The sequence below is a fragment of the Anaerococcus nagyae genome (assembly GCF_040364225.1).
Taxonomy (GTDB): Bacteria; Bacillota; Clostridia; order Tissierellales; family Peptoniphilaceae; genus Anaerococcus; species Anaerococcus nagyae.
In genome coordinates this window covers 961,749-987,821 of the sequence record NZ_AP031484.1, presented here as the reverse complement: position 1 = coordinate 987,821, position 26,073 = coordinate 961,749, and the positions used below count along the sequence as shown (strand labels likewise).

Genomic DNA, 26,073 nt, shown 5'->3' with positions numbered 1-26,073 from the left:
TAACAACTTTAAATATGTTTTTTATACTACCATTCACCTCTACAATTATACGCAGCTACAGCTAACTGTCCAGCTGTAGCCACAACATTTGCTTTGGATGCTGATTTTCCTGCTATACTTAAAATAATCTTAGCGGCTTCTATCCACACTTTTCCGTTAACATATCCAACAAATGCATTCCATAAATTGCCATTTAATAGATCTATGTATACTCCAAAATAGTCTTTTGCTATACATACCTCGAAATTTTTAGCGCTTCTGTTTTGTCGTTCAGGATACAAATCAAGCAAGATTTTTGCATTTTCATCTCCATCATTAGCTCTTTCTTCTAATAATAAGCTATTTGTTATATAATAGTTTCCATATTCATCTAAATACCCAACATCTCTTAAGTAATTAAAATTGTAATATGGATTTCACACTTTCATTGTATACTTGACTAATCAATTTTTAGTAAATTTTATTTAAGAGTAGGAATATTATAACTATTAATACTATTTTATTTATGTATAAAAGATATTTTAATCTACTAGTCTCGCTAGATAGTGAATGATAGTATATACACTGAGATAACTCTAATAATATTATATTAGATAATACTAAGCTTATAGTGATATTTATCTTATTAGCACTTATCAAAGTTATTGTAATTATGTTTAATAAAGTCTCTATAGGCACAAGCATTTTATTCATAATCTTATATTTATCATAATTTTTAATAATAGATACGATAACTAATAGTGATACTAATACTATTAACATGCTATATATTCTATCCTATCTCTACTTTCACTAAGTAAACCTCCACATTGACTTTTTATTGTATCTATGCCCAAAATCATTTCTGCTAAATTTTTTGCTCCTTCTTTTGGTAGTTGTCCATAGTAGAAGTATAAGTATGCTGCTTCTTTAACTCCTCCTAAAGCTTTTATATATTTTTTTAACTTTAATAATTTTGCACCTGCAAAAACTGTTCCTCCAACAACAGCTACTATAGCGGCACCACACTTTGTATTTTCCCACCACCCATATGGCGTTATAAAATTTTTCGACTCCTCAGCTCTAAACTCTATTTTTTCTATTTTAGTATTAAAATAATTTATTAACTGCTCTTCAGACATATTTTCTAGTTGATTATCTGGGGTAGTTTCAATAATTCTAAAAATTTCTTCAATAAAATCTTTTTCATATGTCAATTTTTTTGATAAATTAATATCTCGCTTATTCTCATGATACGAATCAATTAAATTTTCACTAGCATGAGCTGCATTTAATAAATAGATTTATTACTTTTTCTTTTCTTGTTTTGAAGCTCCAATAGCAGCTCCCAGTACTAGTCCAATACCTACGCCAAGTCCTATATTTTTTGTAGCTACACCGATAGCTGTTCCTAGTATCAGACCTATACCGATCCATTTTCCCATCTTATCGTCCATCTTATCCTCCTTTGCAAATTATGTCTTTTTTGTCTTTTTCTTATCTTTACTTTTTAAATCATTTATTTGCCCTAGTATGGACTTTTTATCTTTATCTTGACCTTTACTTGTTCTTTTGCTTTTAAGAGCTTAGAAGACAAAATACGAACATTCTTAAGTTCTTTCCTGTTGTTATCAATACTTGTTTTTACCTGTCCAAAGATTTTAACAAAAATAGTGCTTATTAAGCCCATTCTTCTTTACTATTATTTTACAAATACTCAATTTAATATTTATTTTTTATACTTATTTGCTTGAATAGAATATAATTTATAAAACTCACCCTTCATCGACATAAGCTTCTCAAAGCTTCCTTCTTCTTTTATTCTTCCATCCTTTAAATAGATAATTCGATCAGCAATTTTTACACTTGCCAAATGGTGAGTAACCAATATTGCTGTTTTGTCCTTTAGTTCTTGTTGGAACAGTGAATAATAACTATCCTCTTTGATTGGATCAATTGCGGTTGTGGGTTCATCCAAAATAATTAATCCTGCATCCTTATAAAAGCCTCTTGCTATGGCAAGACTTTGCCACTGGCCACCTGATAAATCTTCATCTCCAAATTCTTTTCCCTGACCTAGATTAAATTCCAAATCAGGAATTATCACTTTCACACAGTTCGTTTGTGATTCAACTCTATTTATATCGACAACTATTATTTCACGTACTTGAGTTGAAAGTTCTTTTTTTAGATATTCAAGTTCATTTTCTGTCTTAATAGCAGAAATATCACTTAGCTTGATAGTTTTAAAATCATAAGAATACAAAAAATCTATATCGAAAGAAGGATGATAAATTTCACTTTCTTCCATATCTTTCTCCAATTCTATATTTTACCTTTCTAAATATATAGATTATTTACCTAATTATAGCATATAACACAGATTCCTTTCAATTATATGATTTACTGCGTTAAACTGATCAAAAAAATAAAGGCAGTCCGAAGACTGCCGATATTTATCTCTCTGTACCTTTGCTATGGTCTTTCTTGTTTGACTTAGCTTTGTCATCTGTCTTAAAGCTTTTTATTTGCCCTAATATGGATTTTTTATCCTTGTCTTGACTCTTTCTTGTTCTTTTGCTTTTAAGAGCTTAGAAGACAAAATACGAACATTTTTATGTTCCTTTCCGTTGTTATCAATGCTTGTTTTTACTTGACCAAATATTTTAACAAAATCTCCTTGTTTAAGGCTCTCCAAATCTTTTGTCTTATCTCCATAGGCTGAACAATTGGTATAAACTTTATTTCCATCGTCATCTTTAGAAACAAGAGAAAAGTTGCTTACTTTGAACTTTTCTCCATTAGCATTTTCTCTTTCAAGATTTTCTACTTTTCCAGCTATATTACCCACAAGATTTATAAGATCGTCTTTTCCTTCAATATCACTGACATTTTCAACAATCTTACCTTGTTCTTTCATATCATCAATCATATAGTCAAAGTCATCACTTAGTAGACCTGTTGTGTCATTGTTTATATATAAAACATAGACTTCTTCAAGTGCTTTTTCATCATTAACACCTTTTTCTATGCTCACAAGTGCTTTTATAAAATCCTTGTAGTTATCATTCATCATTTCTTCTAAGTTTTCTCTAATATCTTTGTATTCCATAATTTCCTCCTTTTTCATAAAGCCGTCTATCTCTCTTTTTTCGTGCTTCCTCTTTCTGCTGACTGATGAGCTTCTTTCTTTTATTTTGTAACTGCTTGATTTCTTCTTCTGCCATTAAAATTCTTTCTTCTATGTTTTTCATTTTCTTTGTCCTTTCTTCTTGATTTTAAGCAATAAAAAAACAGTAAACCGATTTGATTTACTGCTTCGTGAATTGCTATCTTGTATCTTTTATTTGGTTATTTGAGTTTAATAAACTGGGATTCATAAATTACTATCTAACCATGTTTTTAGTTCATCAAAACTGTAATCTCCTTTTAACGCTATTCCATCTTTAATAATTGAATTCTTACATTCCTTTTTGTAATCTTCAATCATTCTCCCAAAACCACCTCCGCCATGCGTGCAAAACGGAATAATTGTCTTTCCACTTAAATCAACCGTTCTTAAAAACGATAGCACGGGTGGGGCAAAAGTTTTAAACCAATTAGGAGAACCAATGAAAACCACCTCTGCATTTTCAATAGTTTCCGCCCCTTGAATAAGAGGTGGGCAATATCCTTTTTCAATTTCTTCTCTCGCTTCTTTTACAGCTGTATTATATGAGAATGAATAAGGCTTTTGTGGCTTCAGCTCTCTCAAATCTCCATCAGTAATCAACGCAATATCTTCTGCTAATCTTCTTGTTATTCCTGAATATGAATAATATACAACCAAAGGACTCATTATAATTATCTCCTTAATTCAACCTAATTACTATTATATCATTTTTATTATATGATAAGTAGCCTGATGTTATCCATCCTGTTCACTCCACCCAAAATATACATAGTGTCTACACACCCTGCAATAATCTACACTTGAACTGTTCCCACGAGGTATTTTTCAAATAGAAAAATGATGTTTCCGGGTAAATGTCAATGCCCGTTCAATGGGCATATCCGCTACTTCTGCTGCTTCATCTCCATCATTGCATCAACGAACTGTTCCGGTAAGTCAGCATGAATATCGTGACTTGATTCATAACCAGATTTAAGCGTACTGTTTTTGATTAAAGTATGAACTTCTTCTGCATCTTTTTCGTCCATGGCAGATAGCAGTATTCCATTATTATCATAATAGCTCGGCGCAGTTTCCTTTGAAGGCGCAACATGAAGAATAATCGTCGGGCATTCTATTTCGCTCAACATCTTTTTCTGGTCAACTCCATAAAACCAGGAAAAATCGTAAAAAGTCTCCCCAAACCTTAAATCATAGTTCCCTGTTCCGTCCTGCATATTACGCGTTAAGAATATCATTCCATTCAGGCCGATTTCAGGAGGATAATACCAAACAATTGGCATTTTACCACTATTTTCCCTGATTCTCTCGGAAAAAGGATTTTTGATTATAAAGTCCCAATTATCTTTTCCATCTTTATTGAAAAGCGATTTCATGTAAGTATGATCAAGATAATATCTCGTATAATTCTTCTCCTTTTGCTGCGAAAAAAAATCATGGATCGTCTTAAACTCAAGATAAGAAAAAGTATTTCCTGCTCTAGCCGGCTCCGTAGAAAAGAAAGGTCCATCTTCAAGTAGAAGTCCTTTCACCTGTTCTTTGTCTTTTGATGCTACGGCCGCACATATTAAAGCTCCGGAAGAATGCCCCGAAAGAAATGTTTTTTCACGGATTACATCTCTCATAAAATCAATCAAATCATCACGAATGGGAATAAGCTGATATTTGTCTGGATTTTTAGATGATTTCCCATGTCCGTAACAGTCTACTGCAAAGATGTGAAAATGATTTGAGAGTTTCGGTAAAACTTTTGCATAGTCTTCTTTTGATACCATCTGACCGTGAATTAGTAAAAGCGGCTCCCCATTATCAGGTCCTTCTAAGTATGATATCTCACTGCCATCGGTCGCTTTGTACACTTTTTCTGTAAATCCTAATTGCTTCCCTTTTTTCTTCATAAACAGATCGTTTCCATAGTCAAAGTAAATCGTTCGATATGCAAAGCCCACTAAAATTATAACTATCCCTATCAAAACAACCATAATGATTTTTAATCGTTTCATACGTTTTATAATATTTGCCCCTTAATTGCCTGTAGCATCTCCGCCATTTTATCACCGCTTATCAATGCTATTCCCTGATCTTGATCACCAAGCAGGAGGATTGTATCACCGCTTTCGATATGGAACAATTGCCTTGCCTCTTTTGGAATTACAATCTGTCCTTTAGTGCCAACTTTTGCAGTCCATGCATAAAACCCCTGTTCGTTTTTCTCAGTTTTATTCTCATATTCCAAGTTACTATGATATTGCTTGCTTTTTTTCATATTTTATCTCCTTGAAGGTTAGTATTCTTTGTTATACATTTCATACTAATTATATCATGCGTTATTGCCTTGTCAAGTAAAAATATGTTAATACCACTCGACAATGCCGTAGCAATTTCATATGCTTTTTATGTTTAAAGTATTCTTACAAAAAATCACCCCGCCATTTCCTGACGAGGTGCCCTATTTTAATATATTCTTTTCATCCATCTCCTTTTATCGCAAGGCCTGATTTGAATTCCACAGCCTATTTCTCATCGTAAACCGTAATCTTTTCACTAAGTCGTCTGACCGGACGTTCAGTGTATTCAGTAATCTACCTGACCCGTTTGTCGAGAAATATACAATTGCAAACAGTTTTATTGTCTGAATATCTCCAAAGCCACCTCCGACTACATTTCTGAAGTCTCAATACATCAAAAAGCAGTTCCATAGTTACATTTCCGGAAGACAGAACTGTTTTTAAAAGATCTAAAAATGAGATTACGATGATGCACTTTTTCTTGGCAATACCATCAAAACCCGTTTATTTCAAGGCTTTTCTATACAGTTCAGTCCCTCACCTTGACATCAATACTATCGTCTCTACATCTGGTAGTTAGATTATATCTTATTTGTCTCTTATAACACAAAACAGCAACTTATATCTATTTTGTATTATAATTGTCTTCTCTAACAACTATTCTGGTCAGGCTATTTTTACATTTTATTGAGGTCATCTATTTTATTAATTTACTATAACCATTCATATAGCTTGAAGTTTCATATATTATTAATCTATAATGAGCAGCCTAATAGTATCCACCCTGCTCACTCCACATAAAATATCCATAGTGTCTTCATATCCTGTTATAATCTACACTCTAACTGTTCCCAAAAGGTGTTTCCCAAATAGAAAATGGCTTTTAAGATTTTCTTAAAAATCCTAATAGCCATTGATTTCAACAGTCTTATAACCCATCATCTTATTTTCTTGACATCAATACTACACTCTCGACATGTCTAGAATTGGGAAATTGGTCTATTATTTCGTATTTTTTTATCTCATATCCATTTGCTATAAAGTCCTTTAAATTTTCTACCTGTGTTTTAGGATTACATGATATGTATACAAACTTCTTAGGATTTATAGCGATTATTTTTTTTAGAGCTTCTGGCATTATGCCTGCTCTGGGTGGGTCTAGGATTACTACATCGTAATTTCCCTTTACATTTTCAATTTCTTCTAAGACATCCCCACATAAGAAATTTATATTTTCAATTTCATTTAATCCTGCATTTTCTTTTGCTTTTTCGACTGCTTCTGCTACTATTTCTATACCTGTAGCAGATTTTGCTCGGCTTGCCATTACTTGGGTGATGGTTCCTGTTCCAGAGTATAAGTCTAATATGTTCATACTCTCATCTATTTCTGCAAAATCAAAGGCTTTCTTGTATAGTTTTTCTGCAGTAAATACATTTGGTTGGAAGAATGAAAATGGAGAAATATTAAACTTAAGTCCTAGCATCTCTTCTGTGATATGCTCTTTACCATAAAGTAACTCAACTCTTTCAGGAACTACTGCATCTGCTGGGGAGTCGTTGATAACATGAAATATAGAAACTATATCAGCATCTAATTCTATATTTGTTAGATAATTTACAAATAGTTTTTTTCTCATATCATCAAAGCTATCCTCATTTGTAGTTACGAGTATTAGCATGATTTCATTTGTTCTAAAGGCTTTTCTAATTATAAAATGTCTAAGTAGACCCTCTCTACGTGACTTATGATAAAAACTTGTCTTTTTTTCTCTAAAATAATTTTGAACAGCAAGTCTTATCTTGTTAAAATCATCATCTATTACATTGCAAACTATAGTGTCTACTATTTCATAAAACCTATTTTGCCTATGCAATCCTAAAACTAAATCTCCACCCTTTTCCTTATCTCCAAAGGTGTATTCCATTTTATTTCTAAAGCCTTCTGTTATTGGAGACCTATTTATAGAAATATCACCGTCATAATCTATATTATTATCAGCAAATAGTTTTTTTATCATATCAAGTTTAAGCATTAATTCTGTTTCATATGGAAGCTTTTGATAAGCACATCCACCACAAATATCTGCTACTGAACAATGATTTCTACTATTTTCTAGAGATGAATTCTCAATTAATTTTAAATATTTGCCCTTTTTGAGATCTTTTCTATTTCTCGTTATTTTTACTAAACATTTTTGTCCAAGAAGACCTCCCTTAAATTCAACTATATTTTCATTTTCATCTTTACCAATCGATATATTTGGATATCTCATATCATAGACTGTCACTTCACTTGTCTTTGCTTTTCTCACCTAGTTCCTCCCAAAAGCTTTTTACTTCTTTATTAAAAGTCTTACTATCATTCACTATTTTTATATTTTTATTTTTCCAATGCTTGGGATAAAGCATGTAATATTTATATGAATTAAATCTATCATCTACAAGATAAATTATTCCCTTATCATTCTCACTACGAATAACTCTTCCAGCAGCTTGAAATACTTTATTTATTCCTGGATAAGTATAGGAATAATCAAATCCACTCAATTGTCTTTTATCAAAATATTCTTTGATTAGATTCCTTTCATCCGAAACTCCTGGCATACCTACAGAAATTATCATAGAACCTATTAGCCTATCTCCTACCAAATCTACTCCCTCAGAAAAAATTCCACCAAGTACTACAAAAGCAGTTCTATTAGATCCTTTTTCAAATTTTTTTAAAAACTTAGTAATTTCTTTCTCACTCATAAATCTATCTTGGGTAGTTATATCATCGTCAAATCTACTTATATAATCATCATAGACGGCTGATAAATAAGAATATGAAGGGAAAAATATAAAGTAATTACCTTTTTTTGAGTTTATAAATTCATTTATAGTTTCACTTACTATGCCAATATTTCTATCTCTATCCTTATATCTAGTACTTATTTCACGAATGTAAAGATCAAAATTTTTATCATCAAAAGGCATATCCAGTTTAAGTTTTAAGCTATCTTCTGCTCCAAACATCCTAGTAAAGTAATTCATAGGAGAAAGGGTTGCTGAAAAAAATGCAGTAGATCTTGCGTTTTTATACGTATTAGCTAAAACTTCTGAAGGATCAATACATTTTATCTGATAAATTATATCGTCATTATCTTCGTCATAAGAGATTACACTGTAAAATCCATTAGAATATCTATCCTCTATCCTAAAAAATTTATTTACATCAAAGAACAAATTCAAAAGAGTATCATACAAAGGATCTTCTTTTTGATCTACTAAATATTTTTGCAATGGCTTTAAAAGTTTTATAAAGGCTTTGTCAAAATCATCAATAAGCTCTTCTTGATAGTAATATAGTTTTTTACCATGATTAGCATAAATTTTATCGAATATTTCTATTATTTCATCTATTATTTTTTTAATCTTTTTATTTCTTTTAATATTTATATTTTTGCTTATTTGATAAAAACTAGCTTTACTAAAACTAAAGCTATACATGCCGCGTGATCTTTCTAATAGATTATGAGATTCATCAACTAAAAATATATACCTATCTATTACATCATCAAAAAATCTCTTCAAATAAGTATTTGGATCAAAAACATAATTATAATCGCAAGCTATAAAATCTGCATAAGATGAGATATCTAGTTCAAATTCAAATGGGCACACTCTATGTTTTTCTGCATAAGAAGTTATTATATTATAATCCATAATATCTTCATTTTCTAATATATCTTTAAGAGCTCCATTTATTCTATCAAAATGCCCTTTTGCAAATGGACAATCTACTGGATTACATTTAACTTCATCATTAAGACAGATTTTCTCCTTAGAAGTTATAGACAAAGCCTTTATAGATAGTCCTTGATTCTTAAGGATATTTATTGATTTTAGAGCTTCTTTAGCCTGAGTATTTTTGCTAGTTAGATAAAAAATCTCATCAGATAGATCTTCCCCCATAGATTTTATAGAAGGAAATACTGCAGATATCGTTTTGCCAATTCCAGTAGGTGCATCTACAAATAGTTTTTTGGAGTCTAAAATTGCAGTATAAACTGCGACAGACATTTTTCTTTGACCTTTTCGATATTCTTTATATGGAAAATCCAATTTTTTTATAGAATCATTTCTCTTTTGATTATTAATCGCAAGAATTTTTGAAAAGTTTAAATATTCTTCTAAAAGTTTATAATAAAAATCTTTGAGTTCTTCAAAGCTAAATTTATCTCTAAATATTTTTGTAGAATAATCATCAATATTTACATATGTTAAAGTTATAGACATACTTTTAAGCTTATTATCTAAGGCATAAAAATATGCATAGCACATAGCCTGTGCCCAATGAAGTTTATTACTATCATCAATTTCTGATAAAGCTCTAGTGGTAGACTTTATCTCATCTATGACAAAACCATCTTTTTCTGATATTAGCCCATCAGCTCTACCTTCTACTCTAAATTCAACTTCATCAATGGTAGTCGTATTTTTAAGAGAATATTCTTTCTTATAATTTTTACCATATTTTTTTTGTATCGTCTGATGAGCTCTTATTCCCTCAATCATTCTAGTATTATCACGGAATCTGTTATCAACGTCACCAGATCTCATAACAAACTCTATAAGGTTTCTTACTGAAATTTTAACTAGCATTTTATCACCTTTTACTAGTATACCTTTTTAGGGTATAAATTGATAAAGAGTCTAGGAGGATTTTATGAATGAAACTATAAACAAACAACTTGATCATAGAACAATAAGAGAGTTTAAAGATGAAAAAATTGATGATAATACTATTCAAACCCTACTTGATGTTGCTAATCGAGCACCAACTAGTAATGGGATGCAACTCTTAAGTATAATTAGAATAACAGATCAGAAACTTAAAGATGAACTGGCTATAAATGGCAATCAAGAATACATGGCACGTGCCCCTTACTTGTGGGTTTTTGTAGTAGATTTATATAGGAATTATCAAATAGCAAAAGAAAATAATGAAGAAAATGATGAAATGATTGGTTTTGATAAATTTATGCAAGGCTATAACGATGCAATGATAGCTTCCCAGAATGTTACAGTTGCTGCCGAAAGTCTTGGGCTTGGTGTCAATTATTTCGGTAATATCCATAATGATACTTCTAAAGTTATTGAACTACTAAAACTTCCTAAACTAACATTTCCAGCTGTAGGGTTGGGGTTCGGTTATCCTAATCAGCAACCTCAACTTAAGCCAAGAATGGATATCAAACTCAAGAATTTTGAAAATTCTTATGAGATTTTTGATAATTATAATGAAAAAATTTCAGATTATGATAAAGAAATGACAACTTATTATGATTTAAGAGATTCAAATAGAAGATCCGATTCATTCTCTAGACAAATACCTAAAAAACAAGGCAAGCTGATTGCAAATAGAGATAAGATATTTAATACTCTTATAAATCAAGGATTCCTTATAAAATAAGATGGATAGAACCATCTCAGACTGTTGACAAACTAAAAATTTGCCCATTTCGACCGAGTGCAAGGAGTGGAGAAATCTCATGAGATCTCTCCATGCGTTCGTTTCACTCACTTAGTCGAGATGGGTTATAGCGTAATTTTATTTTTGAATTATTAATGAATTATTAAACTGACTTTGTCTACGCTCTGAGATGGATAGAACCATCTTATTTTTTTAATACAGAAACATTAGAATTATCTTTTATATAAAATCTATAAGGATAATCTACTGCTTCTTTAGAATAATCTATACCTATTCTTTTATCAACAACTATATTAAAATCTGAAGAATTATCTTCTAAATATATTTTATCAGAAAAAAGATCTAATCCATTAAGATCCTTATTAATTTCTAAAGCTTGAGTTAATTTCCCTGGACCATTTGTAAGATTCTTTTTCTGATAATTATTTAATTTATTAAAAATTTTTCCAAATCTATTAATGCTTATATTATCAATTTTATTTAATGGTTCAATGGCCCTAATAAGGACTGCCTCTGGAAAATTTTCATCTAGTGTTACAAAATTCATCAAATAATGGATACCATAGGTTTGGTAAACATAAATAGTACCTGCTTTCTCATACATAATTTTATTTCTGTCAGTTTTTCTTCCACCAAAAGTATGAGCTGCTCTATCGTTTATTCCAAGATATGCTTCAGTTTCTACAATTTTTGCTTTATAGGTAATTCCATTAGTATTTCTAACAATTATTTTTCCCAACAACTCTTTTGACACTGTTAAAGTATCTCTATTAAAAAAATCTTTTCCTATCATTTTCCCTCTTTTATTTTTTATGATCTCATATATATGTTATCATATAATTATCAGAGTAGATAGGAAGCATTAAGTGTTAAGAAATGGGTTGTTGTTCTTAAACGAAGCATATCGCTATGATTTTCTGTCGCAACCGCTGCCTCTGATAGAAAGGGGATAAATTTGAATAAAAAAATAAGCACAAAGGATTTAACAACAATAGCCTTGCTGACTGCGTTATCTGTAGTTTTTAAATTTTTCAGTATAAACGTAGGTGATACTAGAAGATATAGTTTTATATTACTACCTATAATGATTTCTGGAATTTTTTATGGACCGTTAGCAGGAGCAATCACTGGAGGATTAGGTGATATCATAGGAATCTTAGTTCTTCCTCAAGGCATATTTCATCCGGGTTTTACCTTGACAGCTATTCTTACTGGATTTTCATCAGGAATAATTAGTAAAAAGATTTCGAATACTAATATTAAAAATAAAAATCTTGTAACAAGTTTAGCTTGTTCTATTTTTAATTTCTTGATAGTAGGACTTTTTTTAAATACTATATGGCTTTCTCAATTAACTGGAGCTAGCTATTGGCCACTTTTAATAAGTAGAATCATAAAATCAATTATAGAAATGTCTATGAATTGGTTATTACTATACTTAATCTTTCCAAAACTAAATAAAATTATAGTTAAATAAAGGTCTGTTGCAGAACTATGAATAAATCGTCCCATCATTAAAAAGTTCTCTTAGAAAATTTTACCTCCCATGCTCGGTGGTCCAATTTTAGTCTGCCAGTGTCAGGGCAAAATTTCCTTAGAGATTTTTATAATGACTTTGGGGCAATTTATTCATTCTATAACAAGCCTTATTTTTTATTATATAAACCTATTTTATAGACTATTCTTTTTAATATTACATATATATGTTATCATGTAATCATCAGAGTAGATAGAAAGCATTAAGTGTTAAGAAATGGGTTGTTGTTCTTAAACGAAGCATATAGCTATGATTTTCTATCGCAACCGCTGCCTCTGATAAAAGGAGGATAAATTTGAATAAAAAATTTACGATTAATAAACTAACCAAAATAGCAATTCTAGCAGCATTGTCAATTGTTTTGAGAAGATTTTTCACTATAACTATTCCTGTCAATAAAAAAATTGGAATTGGTTATATGCCAATAATCTTATCTGGTATTTTCTATGGTCCATGGTTCGGAGGGCTAACTGGTGCTCTAGCTGATGTAGTGGGAATGTTAATCAATCCAGATGGAATATTTCATCCAGGTTTTACTTTAAGTGCATTTCTAATGGGATTTGGACCAGGTCTAATTTCTTTTTATTTTTTTAATGATAAAATAGAAGAAAAACTTAATTTGAAAATAATCTTAAGTTGTATATTTAGCTTTATGATCATTAGACTTTTATTAGATTCTATTTGGCTACAACAATACTCAAGAAATCCATATCGGATTTATGTTTTAAGAAGGGTTCCTAAACAACTTATAGAAACAGTTCTTAATACTATCATTTTAAAAATAATAGTACCAAGAGTCCAAAAATATGCATATGCATAATATGATGTAAGCATCAAGCTTTAGGTTTATCAACAATGGAGATATATAGTCTTAGTAGAATATATAATATAAATTAATTTCTCTCTAATACTCATATCTTCATTCTTTATTTTAGTCATTTATTTCTTATACTTACTATTAAATTGTCTTTAATTTCAACTTAATTTTTTATAATTTCTACTATAGTGTTACAATAAAATTAAGTGGTTTACTATGAAAAAAAATTTTCTTATAAAATGTACTGATCCCAAAAGTTGAACTAACAAATCAACTTAAGGAGGTCAGTACAATCTATTAAGTATAGCCTTTTATTTTTTATTGTAAGATTTTTTAACATTTAGAAAAGAATTCGATATAGATGATAAGGCATATAATCATATGTATGATTTTTCTATAAAAATAAGTGTTAAAGATAGAAAAGGATTTGAAAGAAGTAAAGAATTTATGTTGGAAAATAAGATGATTGAAAATAATTTTGATATTGAAGAATTATTTTAAAGCTAATATAATTTTACTTTCTAAACAAAATGAGATGTTGCATAATGAATAAATCGTCCAAAATCATTAGAAGAACCATACGGAAATTTTGCCTACACGATACGACAGGCTATGTAAAAAATTTCCTAAGAGAACCTTCTAATGATAGGATGATAATTATTCATAGTTTTTCAGCAGCACTTTTTATTAATTTTCTTCAATAAATTTATTTATATAATTAACTACTTCATCTAAATATGAATCATCTCCCGCATAGCCAGTAATAAGATGTCCATGCTCTTTAACCTTACCTACTATCATAAGATTTCTGTAGAGTTTATTTTCTCCTGTTCCTTGATATCTCATATCTGTAATTATTCCAATTATCATTCTAGGAAAGTCTATATTATTTTCTTCTTCAAATTCAGCCATAACTCCATGAGCCATAATCTCTCCTGATACACCATCATCTATGGTTAGTCCATCAAGACAAGCTATTAAAATATTTGATTTTTTTAGCTCGGCTGTATCAGCTTGAGAAATTTTAATGTCGGTAATTATATCGTCATTATTTTTCTTATCATTTATATCTGCATTTCGTTGAGGTACATATAATTCTAAATTTGTATTATTTTCAATATATGATGCAATATTTTCTGTCCATTTAAACATAGCATCATTAAAAAAATGACTTGCTAAATATCCTCTCATTATCTCTCCTAAAAACTTCTTCCTGCGCCACCGCCACCAGTGGTACCTCCACCACCTGTAAATCCACCAGATGAACCAGATCCACCAAATGATGAGCCACCTCCAAATGAAGATGAGTTGCCCCATCCAGATCCTCTAAATGGATCGGATCCTCCATAACGGCGGTAAGAATTATATGGATTATTATAATATCCTCTTCTATATCTACGACCCGGTCTACCATAAAAGCTATATCTAGTAAACATATTACTTATAACTATGAATATAAAGAACATAAAGATAATTGTTCCTAAGCTAAGACCGCCACTATAAGATTCTGAATCAGCATCTAAGTAATAATCATAATCTCCAGTAAGTTCAACTCCATATTCATCTGCTATTTCACCTACTATAGCATTAAAACCCTCATTAATAGCCGCAGAATAACTCCCACTTTTTAGATTAGACATCATAAAGTTGTCTATAATTCTACCTACCTTACCATCATTAAGTCTTCCCTCGATACCATAACCTGTAGAGATAAAGACTTCTCTTTTATTAGTAAAGTCATCTTGGGTAATAAGCATCAGTACACCATTTTTTTTATTTTTATCACCTATTGTCCAAGAATTAAATATCTTTGTAGCTAAATCACTTGCAGGTAAACCATCTGGATTCTTCATAGTTACCACTACTACTTGAGAACCTGTCTTTTGTTCAAGTTCTCTATTTGTCTTAGTAATATTTTCTTTGGTATCTTCATCAATCATACCTAAATCATCTAGATAAAAGCTATTTGGTGGACTTGGTATGGATGTATCTGCGAAAGAAACTAAAGGAAAAAATAAAAAGATTATCGAAAATATTAAATTGATTCTAAATGATTTTTCCCTCTTCATATTTACTCCTATTTTTTATCAGAATTAAAGTCAACTGTTGGTGCATCTTGGGCTTTTTCACTAGCTTGAAAATATTCTGCCTCTTTATATCCTGTTATTCCTGCAATTAAATTTGTAGGAAATCTTTTCAAGTCCGAATTATATTCTTTTACTGCTTGGTTATAGTTGCCACGTTCTACAGAAATTCTATTTTCTGATCCTGCAAGTTCATCCATTAACTGTGTGTATTGGGTATTTGCTTTTAAATCTGGATAATCTTCTGCAACAACATTTATCTCCCTAACAGCTTGACTAAGTTCTTCATTTGCTTCAGCAAGTTCTTTTGGAGAACTAGCATGATTAATACCTGCACGGGCTTCTGTTACTTTTGTAAGTGTTTCACCTTCATAGTCAGAATAACCTTTAACAGTATTTACTAAGTTAGGTATGAGGTCTGCCCTTCTTTGCACAACATTTTGAACTTGAGCATAAGCTTCATTAACATTTTCTCGACTTCCTGCAAGTCTATTATAGGTTGGAACTATAAGTATCAATAAGGCAGCCACTATTATAAGTATGATTCCTACTGCTCCAATACCTTTTTTCTTACTATATTGTCTATTCATTTTTCCTCCTTAAGATATATATAGTATTAATACCCATTATATAAAATAACTTGATTTGATTTTATGCTATTTTGAACATCAATAATTCTTTGATTACTAGATCCTCTAAAAGTTAAAGTCAAATCTTTTTTTTCTTCTATAAATGGTCCATCTACTAAAATATCAATTAAGGTTAAAAGCTTTTTTGAATCTTCATTTTTTAATAAATCTTCAAATATAAAACCAGAGTATATCCATATAGACTTATCTATTTGATTCTTTATTTCATCTACTATCTTATATAAGTCTGCTGCATGCTCAAACGGCTCACCACCTAGGACTGTAAGTCCTGCTACATTCGGATCATTTAAATATGATATAACTTCATTTGTTGTCGATTTTGTCCATATATTTCCAAAGTTAGGATCTTGATAATCTTTATTAAAACAATTTTTACAATTAATATGACAACCAGTAACAAATATACTTGTTCTTATACCAGGACCATTAGCTATATCATATTTTCTAATTTGTGCATAATTCATATGTGTAAAACCCTGGCTTTGATTTCTTTTGTTCGTCCTTCGTTCCAGAAATTTTCTCCTAAATATCCACAAGTTCTTCTTACAACTGTAAGAGTGCTCTTATCCTTATTTCCACAATTAGGGCAATACCATTCATTTCCATCATTTAATAAAATTTCACCATCAAATCCACATTTGCTACAATAATCCGACTTGGTGTTAAATTCTGCATATTGAATATGATCATAAATATATTTTATCATTGTTAAAACAGCTTCTATATTATTTGTCATATTTGGTATTTCTGCATAAGAAATACATCCACCAGTTGATAACGATTGAAATTCTGATTCAAAATCAAATTTTTCAAAAACAGATATTTCTTCTCTAACATCTACATGGAATGAATTCGTGTAATAACCCTTATCTGTAACATCTTTAATTTCACCAAATCTTTTTTTATCTGTGCTTGCAAATCTGTGAGTTAGGCTTTCTGCAGGTGTTCCATAAACAGCAAAAGCTATATCATACTCTTTGCTCCATTCTTCTTTCTTTTCATTTAATAGCTCCATAATTTTAAGTGCAAAAGCCTTTCCCTCTGGTCTTGTATGAGATTTACCAGTAACTAGTATGCTAGCTTCATAAATTCCTATATAGCCTATTGTTACAGTAGCATAACCATTTTCCAAAAGTGTTTTTATAGGTGTGTGCTTAGGAAGCCTTGCTATCGCTCCATGTTGAAAATGTATTGGAGAAGAATCACTTGTTACTTTTGCTAAGTGTTCGTATCTTAAAAGACCAACCTCTTTTACAAGTTCTAACCTTTTTTCTAGAATTTTAAAGAATTTTTCTTCATCATTTTTAGCAAGGATTCCAATTTGTGGAAGATTTATAGTGCATACTCCCATATTAAATCTTCCATCAAATTTATAATTACCGTCTTCATCTTTGTATGGAGGTAAAAATGCCCTACATCCCATTGGAGAAAAAACATTACCTTCGTAATTTTCTCTCATTTTCTTAGCTGAAATATAGTCTGGATACATTCTTTTTGCTGTACACTTTCCAGCAAGTTTTGTAAGATAATAAAATTTACTATCTTCTATTACGTTATTTTCATCTAGTACATATATTAATTTCGGAAACGCTGGAGTAACATATACTCCTGCTTCGTTTTTAATTCCTTGTATCCTTTGTTTTAAAATTTCTTCTATAATTTTCACAGTCTCATTTAGATAAGGATCTTTTTCATCTGTATGCATAAAAAGAGTTACAAATGGTGCCTGTCCATTACTAGTCATTAGTGTATTTATTTGATATTGAATGGTTTGAATACCTGATTCTAAATCTTTTTTAGTCATTGCCTTAGCCATATCTAAAGCAGCTTTTTCATCAGCTAAGGTTTGCTTACAAAGTCTTAAATTTTTATCATAAGACTTTTTAAGATAAGGGCTTAAGCAAGATATATTAATAGATTGACCTCCGTATTGATTAGATGCAATTTGTGCTATTATTTGAGTCATAACATTGCAAGCCACTTGAAATGACTTTGGACTTTCTATTAACTTTCCGTTAACAACCGTGCCATTGTCTAACATATTTTTCATATCTACTAGGCAACAATTAAAAATAGGTTGGATAAGATAATCTAGATCATGAATATGTATTGCTCCTGATTCATGAGCTTCTACTAAATGAGCAGGAATTAATTTTCTTTTTGCTATGTCTTTTGCTACTTCTCCTGCTATTAAATCTCTTTGAGTGGATGCTATCAAAGGATTTTTGTTTGAATTTTCATCCATAACGTCAATATTTGTTTGATTCAGTAAGCCTAATATATCTTTATCAGAGGTATTTTGTTCTCTTTTGTAAGCTTGTATAGATTTATATGATTCATAGGCTCTAGCAGTCGCTGGATTATTTTTGCTAATTAATTCATAATAGACTGCTTCTTCTATCTCATATATAGATATTTCATCTTTACTCTCAAACTTTTCTTTTATTATAAATGCTATCTCTTCTGGCTGACCTTTTACATATATGCCGCTTGGTGAATTCATAGCCTTTAGAATAGCAGAACTTATCTTTTCTTTATTAAAATCAACTTTTTTTCCATCTCTTTTTAATACCGTTGTCATTTTATAAGCCTCCTACTTTTAAAGTAGTATACCATATATAGTTCTGCAAGTAAATAATATACTATATATAGTATATTACAGCAAAAAACCAGGAATAAAATAAGGATGTTGCTATTTAGACCATAGAACATCCTTATAAACTTAAATTAATTAATTTTTCTTAAAAGTTAATTTTTTTTCACTATCAACATCTAAAATAGCTGTATCTTTGGCCCCTATCTTTCCTTCAATAATAAGTTTACCAAGTTTTGTTTCAACATTTGTTTGTAAATATCTTTTTACTGGTCTAGCACCAAATTCTACATCATAAGAATTAGCTAATATATACTCCTTAGCTGCTGGAGTAATTTCAAGCCCTATATTCAGATCTTTAAGTCTTTTTTTAATATCTTCTACTTGTAAATCAATAATATTGTATACTTGTTCACTTGTAAGCGGACTAAACATTACTATATCGTCGATCCTATTTAAAAACTCAGGCTTAAATGAAGCTCTAAGTGATTCTTCTACTAAGTTTTTATTTTCCTCATCAATAGAACCATCATCTTTTAATCCATCTAAAAGATAACTTGATCCTATATTTGAAGTCATTATTATAATAGTATTTTTAAAGTCAACTGTCCTACCCATACTATCTGTAAGCCTACCATCATCTAAAACTTGTAACAATATATTAAATACATCTGGATGAGCTTTTTCTATTTCATCAAATAAGATTACAGAATATGGCATGCGGCGAACTGCTTCTGTAAGTTGTCCACCTTCTTCATATCCTACATATCCTGGTGCTGCTCCTATAAGTCTAGATACAGAATATTTTTCCATATACTCACTCATATCAATTCTTATCATGTGATTTTCATCATCAAACATAGCTTCAGATAAAGCCTTTGCAAGCTCTGTCTTTCCCACTCCTGTAGGGCCTAAGAATATGAATGAACCGATTGGTTTAGATTGATCTTTAAGACCAGATCTAGCTCTGATAATTGCATCTGAAACAGATTCTACTGCTTGATCTTGTCCTATTACTCTTTCGTGAAGTTTTTCTGGTAGATGAAGAATTTTGCTTCTTTCACTTTCTACAAGTTTAGAAACTGGTATACCTGTCCAATTACTTACTACATCTGCCACATCTTCATCTGTAACTTGTTCTTTTATAGAATCAGCGTTATCATTTTGAGAAAGTTCACTTGCTTTTTTAAGCTTTTCTTCTAATGCTGGTAAAGTTCCATAACGCAATTCGGATAATTTTTCAAAATCATAATTACGTTCAGCTTGATCTATCTCTACATTGACCTTATCTATTTCTTCTTTTATTTTTTTTACATCATCAATAGAAGATTTTTGTTCTTTCCATTTTAGAAAATCTTCGTCATATTTTTCAGATAAATCAGCCAATTCTTTTTCAAGAATAGCAAGTCTTTTCTTAGATGATTCATCCTCTTCTTTTTTGAGAGCAGTAATTTCAATTTGTAATTGAAGAAGCTTTCTCTTTTGTTCATCAAGATAAGTTGGCATAGTATCAATTTCTGTACGAACTGTTGCACAAGCCTCATCCATTAGATCTATTGCCTTATCTGGTAAAAATCTATCTGTGATGTATCTATCAGATAACTCTGCAGCTGCTATTACCGCACTATCTTGGATCCTAATACCATGAAATATTTCATACTTATCTTTGATTCCTCTAAGAATACTAATAGTATCTTCAATACTTGGTTCATTTACCATTACCTTTTGGAATCGTCTTTCAAGTGCACCATCTTTTTCTATATATTCTCTATATTCGTTTAAAGTTGTAGCACCTATAACTTTGATCTCTCCACGAGCAAGCATTGGTTTCATAATATTTGAAGCATCCATAGCTCCCTCTGACTTACCAGCACCAACTAAAGTATGAATTTCGTCAATAAACATAATAATCTGTCCATCTGACTTTTGAACTTCTTCTAATACTGATTTAAGTCTTTCTTCAAATTGGCCACGGTATTTTGCTCCGGCTACTAATGATCCCATATCTAAAGAAAAGATAGTTCTACCTTGAAGTGGTTCTGGCACATCATTATTTACTATCCTTTGGGCAAGACCTTCTACTATTGCAGTTTTACCTACACCAGGATTACCGATTAATACTGGGTTATTTTTCTTACGGCGAGACAAAATTCTAAGTGCATTTCTAATTTCACTATCACGACCTACTACAGGATCAATTTTTCCTTCTCTTGCTTCTTGAGTAAGATCTCTACCAAATTTTTCTAGGGGATTATTTGTTTCTTCTGGATTATCTGTAGTTACTTTTTGACCTTTCCTGACCTTATCGATAGAACTTTTAAATTCTTTATACTTTAAGCCGTAACTTTTATTTACGTCACTTACTTGTGTCTTCTCATTAAGTAAGCAAGCAAATATATGCTCTGTTGAAACAAAACTATCTCCCATAGCATCAGCTTCATCTTCACTTTTTAAAAGAATTCTTGTAAATGTTTGGGTCGGATAAATATTTGATCCACCACTTGCTTGAGGAAGTCTTTCCATAAGATCTTTTATTTCATTCTTATATGCATCATAATCTACCCCCATAGTTTTAATTACTTGAGAAACTATGGAATTAGAATCTTCTATGAGAGCATAATTTAAATGTATTTCATTTACTTCGGGATTACTATTTTTAATAGCAATATTATTAGCATCATTGATAGCTTCTGCTGATTTTTGTGTAAATTTATTATAGTCCATAAACTACTCTCCTATCTTATCTAATTGTTGATATAACTTAATTGCTTCATCGGACAATTCTATTGGATTATCTATTATAATTTCAAGAAGTAAATCTCCTTTGTTTCCCTTTCTATCTTTATATCCATATCCCTTAAGCCTAATCTTTTGACCAGAATTTATTTTTTCTGGAATATTAACCATTAAGCTACCATCTAGTGTATTCACTTTTATTTTTGTTCCAAAATATGCTTTCCAAGGTGTGATTTTTTCTTCTTGAATAATATCAATTCCATCTAACCTTCTATTTTCTTCGTCTTTTATAATAACTTTAGCTAAAATATATGCATTAATTCCATATTTTGAACCATCAATTTTTATTTTATTATTATTCTTAATTCCTGCTGGTACTTTAATCTCAACATTACTTGTAGTATCTTTATGTTTTATAGCTACATTTTTTTTAGTACCATTAAGGGCTTCATTTATAGTAATTTCTATCCTTGCATCCAAGGTTGATTTTTTCTTTGTATTAAAATTCCTACCAGATGCATTTGTAAACTTACGAGAAGATCCTCTATTGTAGGTAGATTTTCCAAATCCTCCAAATAAACTATCAAAAAAGTCTGAAAATCCGCTATCACTGCCACTTGTATAAGTATAAGATCCTCCACCAAAGTTTCCAAAATCAAATCCAAAGTCACTAGGATCGAAGTTTTGTCCTCCCGTAAAGTTGGCATTCTTTCCAAACTTATCATATTTTTTACGTTTTTTAGGGTCTGATAAAACTTCGTAAGCTTCACTTATTTCGCTGAATTTATCTGCTGCATCTTTATCATCTGGATGAAGGTCTGGGTGATATTTCTTAGCAAGTTTTCTATAAGCTTTTTTTATATCAGCATCACTTGCTTTTTTATCTACTCCTAATACTTCATAATAATCTCTATATTTCATACTACCTCCACCATTTTAGATTATAATTTGACCATCTCTGACCTTAATTAAATTATACTATGCTTATGTATATATTCAAGCTCGAATGTATAATTTTTATATTAAGCTTAATTATATTAATAAAAACAAAATAATTAATTAAAGCCTTCAAAAGAAGGCCTCAATTAATGGTCATATTTGACTACAGATATTACTTTATAATCGTTTAAAACATCTCTACCATTTAAATCTTCTAGTTCTATTAAAAATTCAAAGGCAGCAACTTCTGCACCAAGACTTTCAATTAAGTTAGCAGCAGCCTTTGCAGATCCACCTGTTGCTATTAGGTCATCTACTATCACAACCTTCTCTCCAGGATTTAAGGCATCCTTATGCATCTCCAATTCATTTTCACCATATTCTAGGTCATAAGAAATTTTCTCAATTTCTCCTGGAAGCTTTCCTGGCTTTCTTATTGGTATAAATCCTTTATTTAATCTATCAGCAAGAGGAGCTCCAAATATAAAACCTCTAGATTCTATACCTACTATATAATCGAAGTCTAAGTCTTTTATTTCTTTTTCAAGTAAATCTAATGACTCTTCAAATGCTTCTTTATTTTTTAATAAAGTAGTAATATCCTTGAAAGATATACCTTCAATTGGGTAGCCTTCTATAACTCTAATTGTTGATTTAATATCCATTATAATCCTCCAAATAAATTATACCCTAAATAATAACATCTATTCTGATATAATAATATTATACTCGTATAAAGAATAGGAGTTTTATATGTTAAATGAAAAGTTAGATAAATATCTAAAAAAAGATTATTACCCCTTTCACATGCCTGGAGCAAAAAGGAGCTCAATATTACGAAATGATTTACCTTATAAAAGGGATATTACTGAAATAGATGGCTTTGATAATTTAAATAATCCAAAAGAAATTCTACATGATTTAGAATTAAGTCTATCTAATATTTATAATGTAAATGAATCTATAATATCAACAAATGGTTCAACTTGTGGTATATTGGCTAGCATTCGCTCATTAACTTACAAAAATAAAAAAGTACTAATACAGAGAAGTTGCCATAAAGCTGTATATAATGCAATTGAAGTATTTAATCTTGACGTTGATTATATAGATATTGTCACAAATGAAATAAACGCTGTAATTAATATAGACTATGCAGGCTTAGAAAAAAAGTTAAATAATAATTGTTATGCTGCTGTTTTAATAACCTCACCGTCTTATGAAGGTTACGTTTTAGATTTAGATAAAATCTATGAATGGTGCAAGAAAAACAATACTCCATTAGTAGTGGACTTAGCTCATGGCTCACATTTTATTTTAGAAGATTTTTATAGTACTGCTTTTGATATAGCTATTACATCATTTCACAAGAATTTATCGGGTTTAACTCCCTCAGCTGGTGTACTAATAAATAATAAGTCTTTAGCAAAAGAAATAAGACGAAATATGGCTATATTTCAAACATCCTCTCCATCTTATGTAATAATGCAATCTATAGATGAAATGATAGAAAATTTTGATAAATTCTCAATTTTGTATAAAGATTTAAATAAAAATTTAAATGACTTATATTCATTAGAATTAAAAAATTTAAAATTAATAGATAATATAATTAAAGATAAATCCAAAATTTTAATTTCAACAAAAAATACAAATATTAACGGAATAATCTTACAAAATCTTCTTAGAAAAGAAAAAATTGAAATAGAAATGGCTTATCCAAATTATTGCCTACTAATTTCAACAATCTTTGATAGTAAAAAAGGATTTGAAAGATTAAAAGAAGCTCTAATTAGCATTGACAAGAGTATATACAAAATAGAAAATGATGTAAAGTTTTCTTATACAATTCCTAAGCAAGCTATTAAAATATCGGAGGCCATACTAATGGATAGTAAAAATGTTACCCTATCCAATAGCTTAGATAAGATATCAGCCTGTTTTGTATATGCCTATCCACCTGGCATACCTTTAATTACTCCAGGCGAATTTATAGACAATAGAATAATAGATAACATTAATCAACTTCAATCTAGTAATGTTTCTTTAAACATTGATAAATATATAAGAGTAATAAATTGACAAATAAATCTATAACTGTTAAGATTAAAATGTATATTAGATACATACATATTTATATATGAGGAGAATATATATGAAAAGAATTGTAACACTTAATACAAGAAATCTCCACAAAAGTAAAAAAGACGGCGGATGCGGTGAATGCCAAACATCTTGTCAATCAGCTTGTAAAACAAGTTGTGGAGTAGCTAACCAAGAATGTGTTAGCAAAAAGAATAAATAAGGGTTTAACCCTTATTTTTTTCTTTGATATTTCCTAGTGTTTTACTATAATTTTAATATAAATTTCAAGGAGAAAATATGATACATCAATATAAAGCCAAAGGCTTTAATATAGTTTTAGATACCTATAGTGGATCAGTCCATGCTGTGGATGATATCACTTATGAAATAATATCTTTATATGAAGATCATGCTAAAGAGGACATAAAAAATAAACTTACTACATATAATCTTACAGATGATCAATTTGGTGAAGCTTATAAAGAAGTTTGTGATTTGGTAAATGAAGGAATGCTATTTACAAGTGATAATTTTGCTGATTTATCGATAGACGTTGTAAATAGACCTACAAATGTAAAAGCTATTTGCTTAAATGTAGCTCATACCTGTAATTTATCTTGTGAATACTGCTTTGCAAAGGGAGGTAAATACCACGGTCCAGATGCTATAATGACAACTGAAACTGCAAAAAAAGCCATAGATTTTTTAATTGAAAATTCTGGTAATCACTATAATTTAGACGTAGACTTCTTTGGTGGAGAGCCTCTTATGAATTGGGATGTAGTTAAAGAAACTGTCGACTATGCTAGAAATTTAGAAGAAAAGTATAATAAACATTTCAATTTCACTCTTACAACAAATGGTATGCTCCTAGATGATGATAAAATAGAATATTTAAATGAAAATATGAAAAATGTAGTTCTATCTCTAGATGGTAGGCGTGAAATCCATGATGAATTTAGAAAAACTATTGGAGGAAAAGGCTCTTTTGATACTGTAGTACCAAAATTTCAAAACTTTGTAAGTAAACGTGGTGATAAAGAATACTATATGAGAGGAACCTATACTGCAAATAATTTAGATTTTACAAAAGATATTAAAACTTATTTAGACTTAGGATTTAAGAGAACTTCACTAGAACCAGTAGTAGGTAATTCTAAATCAGATTATGCTCTAAAAGAAGAAGATTTACCTGTTCTTTTTGAAGAATATGAAAAATTAGCCGATATGATGATAGATGCTATAGATAATAATAACAAATTTATTTTCTACCATTATATGATAGATTTAGAAAACGGCCCTTGTGCTCACAAAAGAATCTCTGGTTGCGGATCAGGAACTGAATATATGGCTATTACACCAAGTGGAGAACTCTATCCTTGCCATCAGTTTGTAGGTAATGATGACTTTATTATTGGAGATATAAACCAAGGAATAATTAGAGATGATATTATAGAAGATTTTAAGAAATGTAATTGTTACTCTAAAGAAGAATGTAAATCTTGTTGGGCAAATATGTATTGTTCAGGAGGATGTGCTGCAAATAATTACAATGCTAATGGTGATATAAATGAAACTCATGATTATTCTTGTAAGTTATTTAAAAAAAGAATAGAAATGGCAATAGCTATTAAAATTTATGAGTACATGAAAGAATCTGAGAAAAAAGAATCTATAGCCTAAAAATTTTTATATAAAATTAAGATACCTAATAA

General features: G+C 30.1%; 25 protein-coding genes, 2 pseudogenes and 2 riboswitches. Of the genes and pseudogenes, 6 read left to right on the top strand and 21 right to left on the bottom strand.

Annotated elements, in window-relative coordinates; genetic code table 11:
* Positions 1-26 precede the first annotated feature (26 nt).
* The 12 genes and pseudogenes from ABXG81_RS04800 to ABXG81_RS04745 all read right to left on the bottom strand — a co-directional run bounded on the left by ABXG81_RS04800 (position 27) and on the right by ABXG81_RS04745 (position 10,085).
* On the bottom strand, positions 27-290 hold the full coding sequence (locus ABXG81_RS04800; RefSeq protein WP_316115986.1) for a hypothetical protein: 264 nt from the start codon (positions 288-290) through the stop codon (positions 27-29).
* A gap of 465 nt (positions 291-755) precedes the next feature.
* Entirely contained in the window at positions 756-1,196 is a 441-nt protein-coding gene (locus ABXG81_RS04795; protein ID WP_353528405.1) for a hypothetical protein, read from the bottom strand.
* 90 nt (positions 1,197-1,286) lie between these two features.
* Entirely contained in the window at positions 1,287-1,436 is a 150-nt protein-coding gene (locus tag ABXG81_RS04790; protein ID WP_316116666.1) for a hypothetical protein, read from the bottom strand.
* 18 nt (positions 1,437-1,454) lie between these two features.
* Positions 1,455-1,648, bottom strand: a pseudogene (locus tag ABXG81_RS04785) (DNA-binding protein); the annotation flags it as partial.
* A 60-nt stretch (positions 1,649-1,708) separates the two neighbouring features.
* Positions 1,709-2,290, bottom strand: a complete 582-nt coding sequence (locus tag ABXG81_RS04780) for an ATP-binding cassette domain-containing protein (protein WP_353528403.1) — start codon at positions 2,288-2,290, stop codon at positions 1,709-1,711.
* Positions 2,291-2,435: 145 nt separating this feature from the next.
* A pseudogene (locus tag ABXG81_RS04775) lies at positions 2,436-3,091 on the bottom strand (DNA-binding protein).
* A complete protein-coding gene (locus ABXG81_RS04770; protein ID WP_180753986.1) occupies positions 3,072-3,233 on the bottom strand; it encodes a hypothetical protein in 162 nt (53 codons plus the stop codon). Before ABXG81_RS04770 ends, ABXG81_RS04775 begins: the two are co-directional and overlap by 20 nt.
* Before the next feature lie 122 nt (positions 3,234-3,355).
* Complete coding sequence (locus tag ABXG81_RS04765) at positions 3,356-3,817, bottom strand: flavodoxin (protein WP_353528401.1); 462 nt, start codon at positions 3,815-3,817, stop codon at positions 3,356-3,358.
* A gap of 218 nt (positions 3,818-4,035) precedes the next feature.
* The gene (locus tag ABXG81_RS04760; protein WP_353528399.1) at positions 4,036-5,049 is read right to left on the bottom strand and encodes an alpha/beta hydrolase; all 1,014 of its coding nucleotides are present in this window, start codon (positions 5,047-5,049) and stop codon (positions 4,036-4,038) included.
* Positions 5,050-5,159: 110 nt separating this feature from the next.
* A complete protein-coding gene (locus ABXG81_RS04755; RefSeq protein WP_353528398.1) occupies positions 5,160-5,417 on the bottom strand; it encodes an AbrB/MazE/SpoVT family DNA-binding domain-containing protein in 258 nt (85 codons plus the stop codon).
* Between the two features lie 965 nt (positions 5,418-6,382).
* Positions 6,383-7,753 (bottom strand): 23S rRNA (uracil(1939)-C(5))-methyltransferase RlmD, encoded by a 1,371-nt coding sequence (rlmD, locus tag ABXG81_RS04750; RefSeq protein WP_353528396.1) that lies wholly within the window; start codon positions 7,751-7,753, stop codon positions 6,383-6,385.
* Complete coding sequence (locus ABXG81_RS04745; RefSeq protein ID WP_117522243.1) at positions 7,731-10,085, bottom strand: ATP-dependent DNA helicase; 2,355 nt, start codon at positions 10,083-10,085, stop codon at positions 7,731-7,733. Before ABXG81_RS04745 ends, rlmD begins: the two co-directional genes overlap by 23 nt.
* Positions 10,086-10,149: 64 nt before the next feature.
* Here ABXG81_RS04745 and ABXG81_RS04740 point away from each other — a divergent pair, with 64 nt between their 5' ends.
* Complete coding sequence (locus ABXG81_RS04740; RefSeq protein ID WP_117522242.1) at positions 10,150-10,896, top strand: NADPH-dependent oxidoreductase; 747 nt, start codon at positions 10,150-10,152, stop codon at positions 10,894-10,896.
* Between the two features lie 205 nt (positions 10,897-11,101).
* Here the strand turns inward: ABXG81_RS04740 and ABXG81_RS04735 are convergent, their stop codons facing one another.
* Complete coding sequence (locus tag ABXG81_RS04735; protein WP_117522241.1) at positions 11,102-11,710, bottom strand: DNA-3-methyladenine glycosylase; 609 nt, start codon at positions 11,708-11,710, stop codon at positions 11,102-11,104.
* 49 nt (positions 11,711-11,759) lie between these two features.
* Positions 11,760-11,851: riboswitch (THF riboswitch) on the top strand.
* Between the two features lie 21 nt (positions 11,852-11,872).
* On the opposite strand from ABXG81_RS04735, the gene ABXG81_RS04730 reads away from it, so the two are divergent.
* Entirely contained in the window at positions 11,873-12,394 is a 522-nt protein-coding gene (locus tag ABXG81_RS04730; protein WP_353528394.1) for a folate family ECF transporter S component, read from the top strand.
* A gap of 242 nt (positions 12,395-12,636) precedes the next feature.
* A riboswitch (THF riboswitch) is annotated at positions 12,637-12,728 on the top strand.
* A 21-nt stretch (positions 12,729-12,749) separates the two neighbouring features.
* On the top strand, positions 12,750-13,274 hold the full coding sequence (locus ABXG81_RS04725; RefSeq protein WP_288223234.1) for a folate family ECF transporter S component: 525 nt from the start codon (positions 12,750-12,752) through the stop codon (positions 13,272-13,274).
* A gap of 684 nt (positions 13,275-13,958) precedes the next feature.
* Here ABXG81_RS04725 and ABXG81_RS04720 read toward each other — a convergent pair.
* The 8 genes from ABXG81_RS04720 to ABXG81_RS04685 form a co-directional block, all read right to left on the bottom strand.
* Positions 13,959-14,462: a nucleoside 2-deoxyribosyltransferase gene (locus ABXG81_RS04720; protein WP_117522238.1), complete on the bottom strand. Its 504-nt coding sequence runs from the start codon at positions 14,460-14,462 to the stop codon at positions 13,959-13,961.
* A gap of 8 nt (positions 14,463-14,470) precedes the next feature.
* A complete protein-coding gene (locus tag ABXG81_RS04715) occupies positions 14,471-15,340 on the bottom strand; it encodes a TPM domain-containing protein (protein ID WP_117522237.1) in 870 nt (289 codons plus the stop codon).
* Between the two features lie 8 nt (positions 15,341-15,348).
* Positions 15,349-15,945 (bottom strand): LemA family protein, encoded by a 597-nt coding sequence (locus ABXG81_RS04710; protein WP_117522236.1) that lies wholly within the window; start codon positions 15,943-15,945, stop codon positions 15,349-15,351.
* Positions 15,946-15,971: 26 nt separating this feature from the next.
* Positions 15,972-16,469, bottom strand: a complete 498-nt coding sequence (gene nrdG, locus ABXG81_RS04705; RefSeq protein ID WP_353528392.1) for an anaerobic ribonucleoside-triphosphate reductase activating protein — start codon at positions 16,467-16,469, stop codon at positions 15,972-15,974.
* Entirely contained in the window at positions 16,466-18,586 is a 2,121-nt protein-coding gene (gene nrdD / locus ABXG81_RS04700; RefSeq protein ID WP_117522234.1) for an anaerobic ribonucleoside-triphosphate reductase, read from the bottom strand. Before nrdD ends, nrdG begins: the two co-directional genes overlap by 4 nt.
* Before the next feature lie 150 nt (positions 18,587-18,736).
* Positions 18,737-21,322 (bottom strand): ATP-dependent chaperone ClpB, encoded by a 2,586-nt coding sequence (clpB, locus tag ABXG81_RS04695; RefSeq protein ID WP_316111877.1) that lies wholly within the window; start codon positions 21,320-21,322, stop codon positions 18,737-18,739.
* A 3-nt stretch (positions 21,323-21,325) separates the two neighbouring features.
* The gene (locus tag ABXG81_RS04690; RefSeq protein WP_353528390.1) at positions 21,326-22,255 is read right to left on the bottom strand and encodes a J domain-containing protein; all 930 of its coding nucleotides are present in this window, start codon (positions 22,253-22,255) and stop codon (positions 21,326-21,328) included.
* Positions 22,256-22,419: 164 nt separating this feature from the next.
* Positions 22,420-22,938 (bottom strand): adenine phosphoribosyltransferase, encoded by a 519-nt coding sequence (locus ABXG81_RS04685; RefSeq protein ID WP_117522231.1) that lies wholly within the window; start codon positions 22,936-22,938, stop codon positions 22,420-22,422.
* A gap of 88 nt (positions 22,939-23,026) precedes the next feature.
* Here ABXG81_RS04685 and ABXG81_RS04680 point away from each other — a divergent pair, with 88 nt between their 5' ends.
* From ABXG81_RS04680 to scfB, 3 genes are all read left to right on the top strand, one after another.
* Positions 23,027-24,355, top strand: coding sequence for an aminotransferase class V-fold PLP-dependent enzyme (locus ABXG81_RS04680; RefSeq protein WP_209814481.1), 1,329 nt, complete (start codon positions 23,027-23,029; stop codon positions 24,353-24,355).
* Between the two features lie 73 nt (positions 24,356-24,428).
* Entirely contained in the window at positions 24,429-24,578 is a 150-nt protein-coding gene (gene scfA, locus ABXG81_RS04675) for a six-cysteine ranthipeptide SCIFF (RefSeq protein ID WP_117522229.1), read from the top strand.
* A gap of 77 nt (positions 24,579-24,655) precedes the next feature.
* The gene (scfB, locus tag ABXG81_RS04670) at positions 24,656-26,041 is read left to right on the top strand and encodes a thioether cross-link-forming SCIFF peptide maturase (RefSeq protein WP_353528387.1); all 1,386 of its coding nucleotides are present in this window, start codon (positions 24,656-24,658) and stop codon (positions 26,039-26,041) included.
* Positions 26,042-26,073 lie beyond the last annotated feature (32 nt).

Excerpts from the sequence above, each read along its gene's own strand:
- ABXG81_RS04755 (WP_353528398.1), bottom strand. The coding sequence starts at position 5,417 with ATGAAAAAAAGCAAGCAATATCATAGTAACTTGGAATATGAGAATAAA.
- ABXG81_RS04765 (WP_353528401.1), bottom strand. The coding sequence starts at position 3,817 with ATGAGTCCTTTGGTTGTATATTATTCATATTCAGGAATAACAAGAAGA.
- ABXG81_RS04745 (WP_117522243.1), bottom strand. The coding sequence starts at position 10,085 with ATGCTAGTTAAAATTTCAGTAAGAAACCTTATAGAGTTTGTTATGAGA.
- ABXG81_RS04715 (WP_117522237.1), bottom strand. The coding sequence starts at position 15,340 with ATGAAGAGGGAAAAATCATTTAGAATCAATTTAATATTTTCGATAATC.
- ABXG81_RS04690 (WP_353528390.1), bottom strand. The coding sequence starts at position 22,255 with ATGAAATATAGAGATTATTATGAAGTATTAGGAGTAGATAAAAAAGCA.
- ABXG81_RS04770 (WP_180753986.1), bottom strand. The coding sequence starts at position 3,233 with ATGAAAAACATAGAAGAAAGAATTTTAATGGCAGAAGAAGAAATCAAG.
- ABXG81_RS04685 (WP_117522231.1), bottom strand. The coding sequence starts at position 22,938 with ATGGATATTAAATCAACAATTAGAGTTATAGAAGGCTACCCAATTGAA.
- ABXG81_RS04680 (WP_209814481.1), top strand. The coding sequence starts at position 23,027 with ATGTTAAATGAAAAGTTAGATAAATATCTAAAAAAAGATTATTACCCC.
- scfB (WP_353528387.1), top strand. The coding sequence starts at position 24,656 with ATGATACATCAATATAAAGCCAAAGGCTTTAATATAGTTTTAGATACC.
- ABXG81_RS04720 (WP_117522238.1), bottom strand. The coding sequence starts at position 14,462 with ATGAGAGGATATTTAGCAAGTCATTTTTTTAATGATGCTATGTTTAAA.
- clpB (WP_316111877.1), bottom strand. The coding sequence starts at position 21,322 with ATGGACTATAATAAATTTACACAAAAATCAGCAGAAGCTATCAATGAT.
- ABXG81_RS04710 (WP_117522236.1), bottom strand. The coding sequence starts at position 15,945 with ATGAATAGACAATATAGTAAGAAAAAAGGTATTGGAGCAGTAGGAATC.
- ABXG81_RS04760 (WP_353528399.1), bottom strand. The coding sequence starts at position 5,049 with ATGAAGAAAAAAGGGAAGCAATTAGGATTTACAGAAAAAGTGTACAAA.
- ABXG81_RS04780 (WP_353528403.1), bottom strand. The coding sequence starts at position 2,290 with ATGGAAGAAAGTGAAATTTATCATCCTTCTTTCGATATAGATTTTTTG.
- ABXG81_RS04740 (WP_117522242.1), top strand. The coding sequence starts at position 10,150 with ATGAATGAAACTATAAACAAACAACTTGATCATAGAACAATAAGAGAG.
- ABXG81_RS04735 (WP_117522241.1), bottom strand. The coding sequence starts at position 11,710 with ATGATAGGAAAAGATTTTTTTAATAGAGATACTTTAACAGTGTCAAAA.
- nrdG (WP_353528392.1), bottom strand. The coding sequence starts at position 16,469 with ATGAATTATGCACAAATTAGAAAATATGATATAGCTAATGGTCCTGGT.
- nrdD (WP_117522234.1), bottom strand. The coding sequence starts at position 18,586 with ATGACAACGGTATTAAAAAGAGATGGAAAAAAAGTTGATTTTAATAAA.
- scfA (WP_117522229.1), top strand. The coding sequence starts at position 24,429 with ATGAAAAGAATTGTAACACTTAATACAAGAAATCTCCACAAAAGTAAA.
- ABXG81_RS04790 (WP_316116666.1), bottom strand. The coding sequence starts at position 1,436 with ATGGACGATAAGATGGGAAAATGGATCGGTATAGGTCTGATACTAGGA.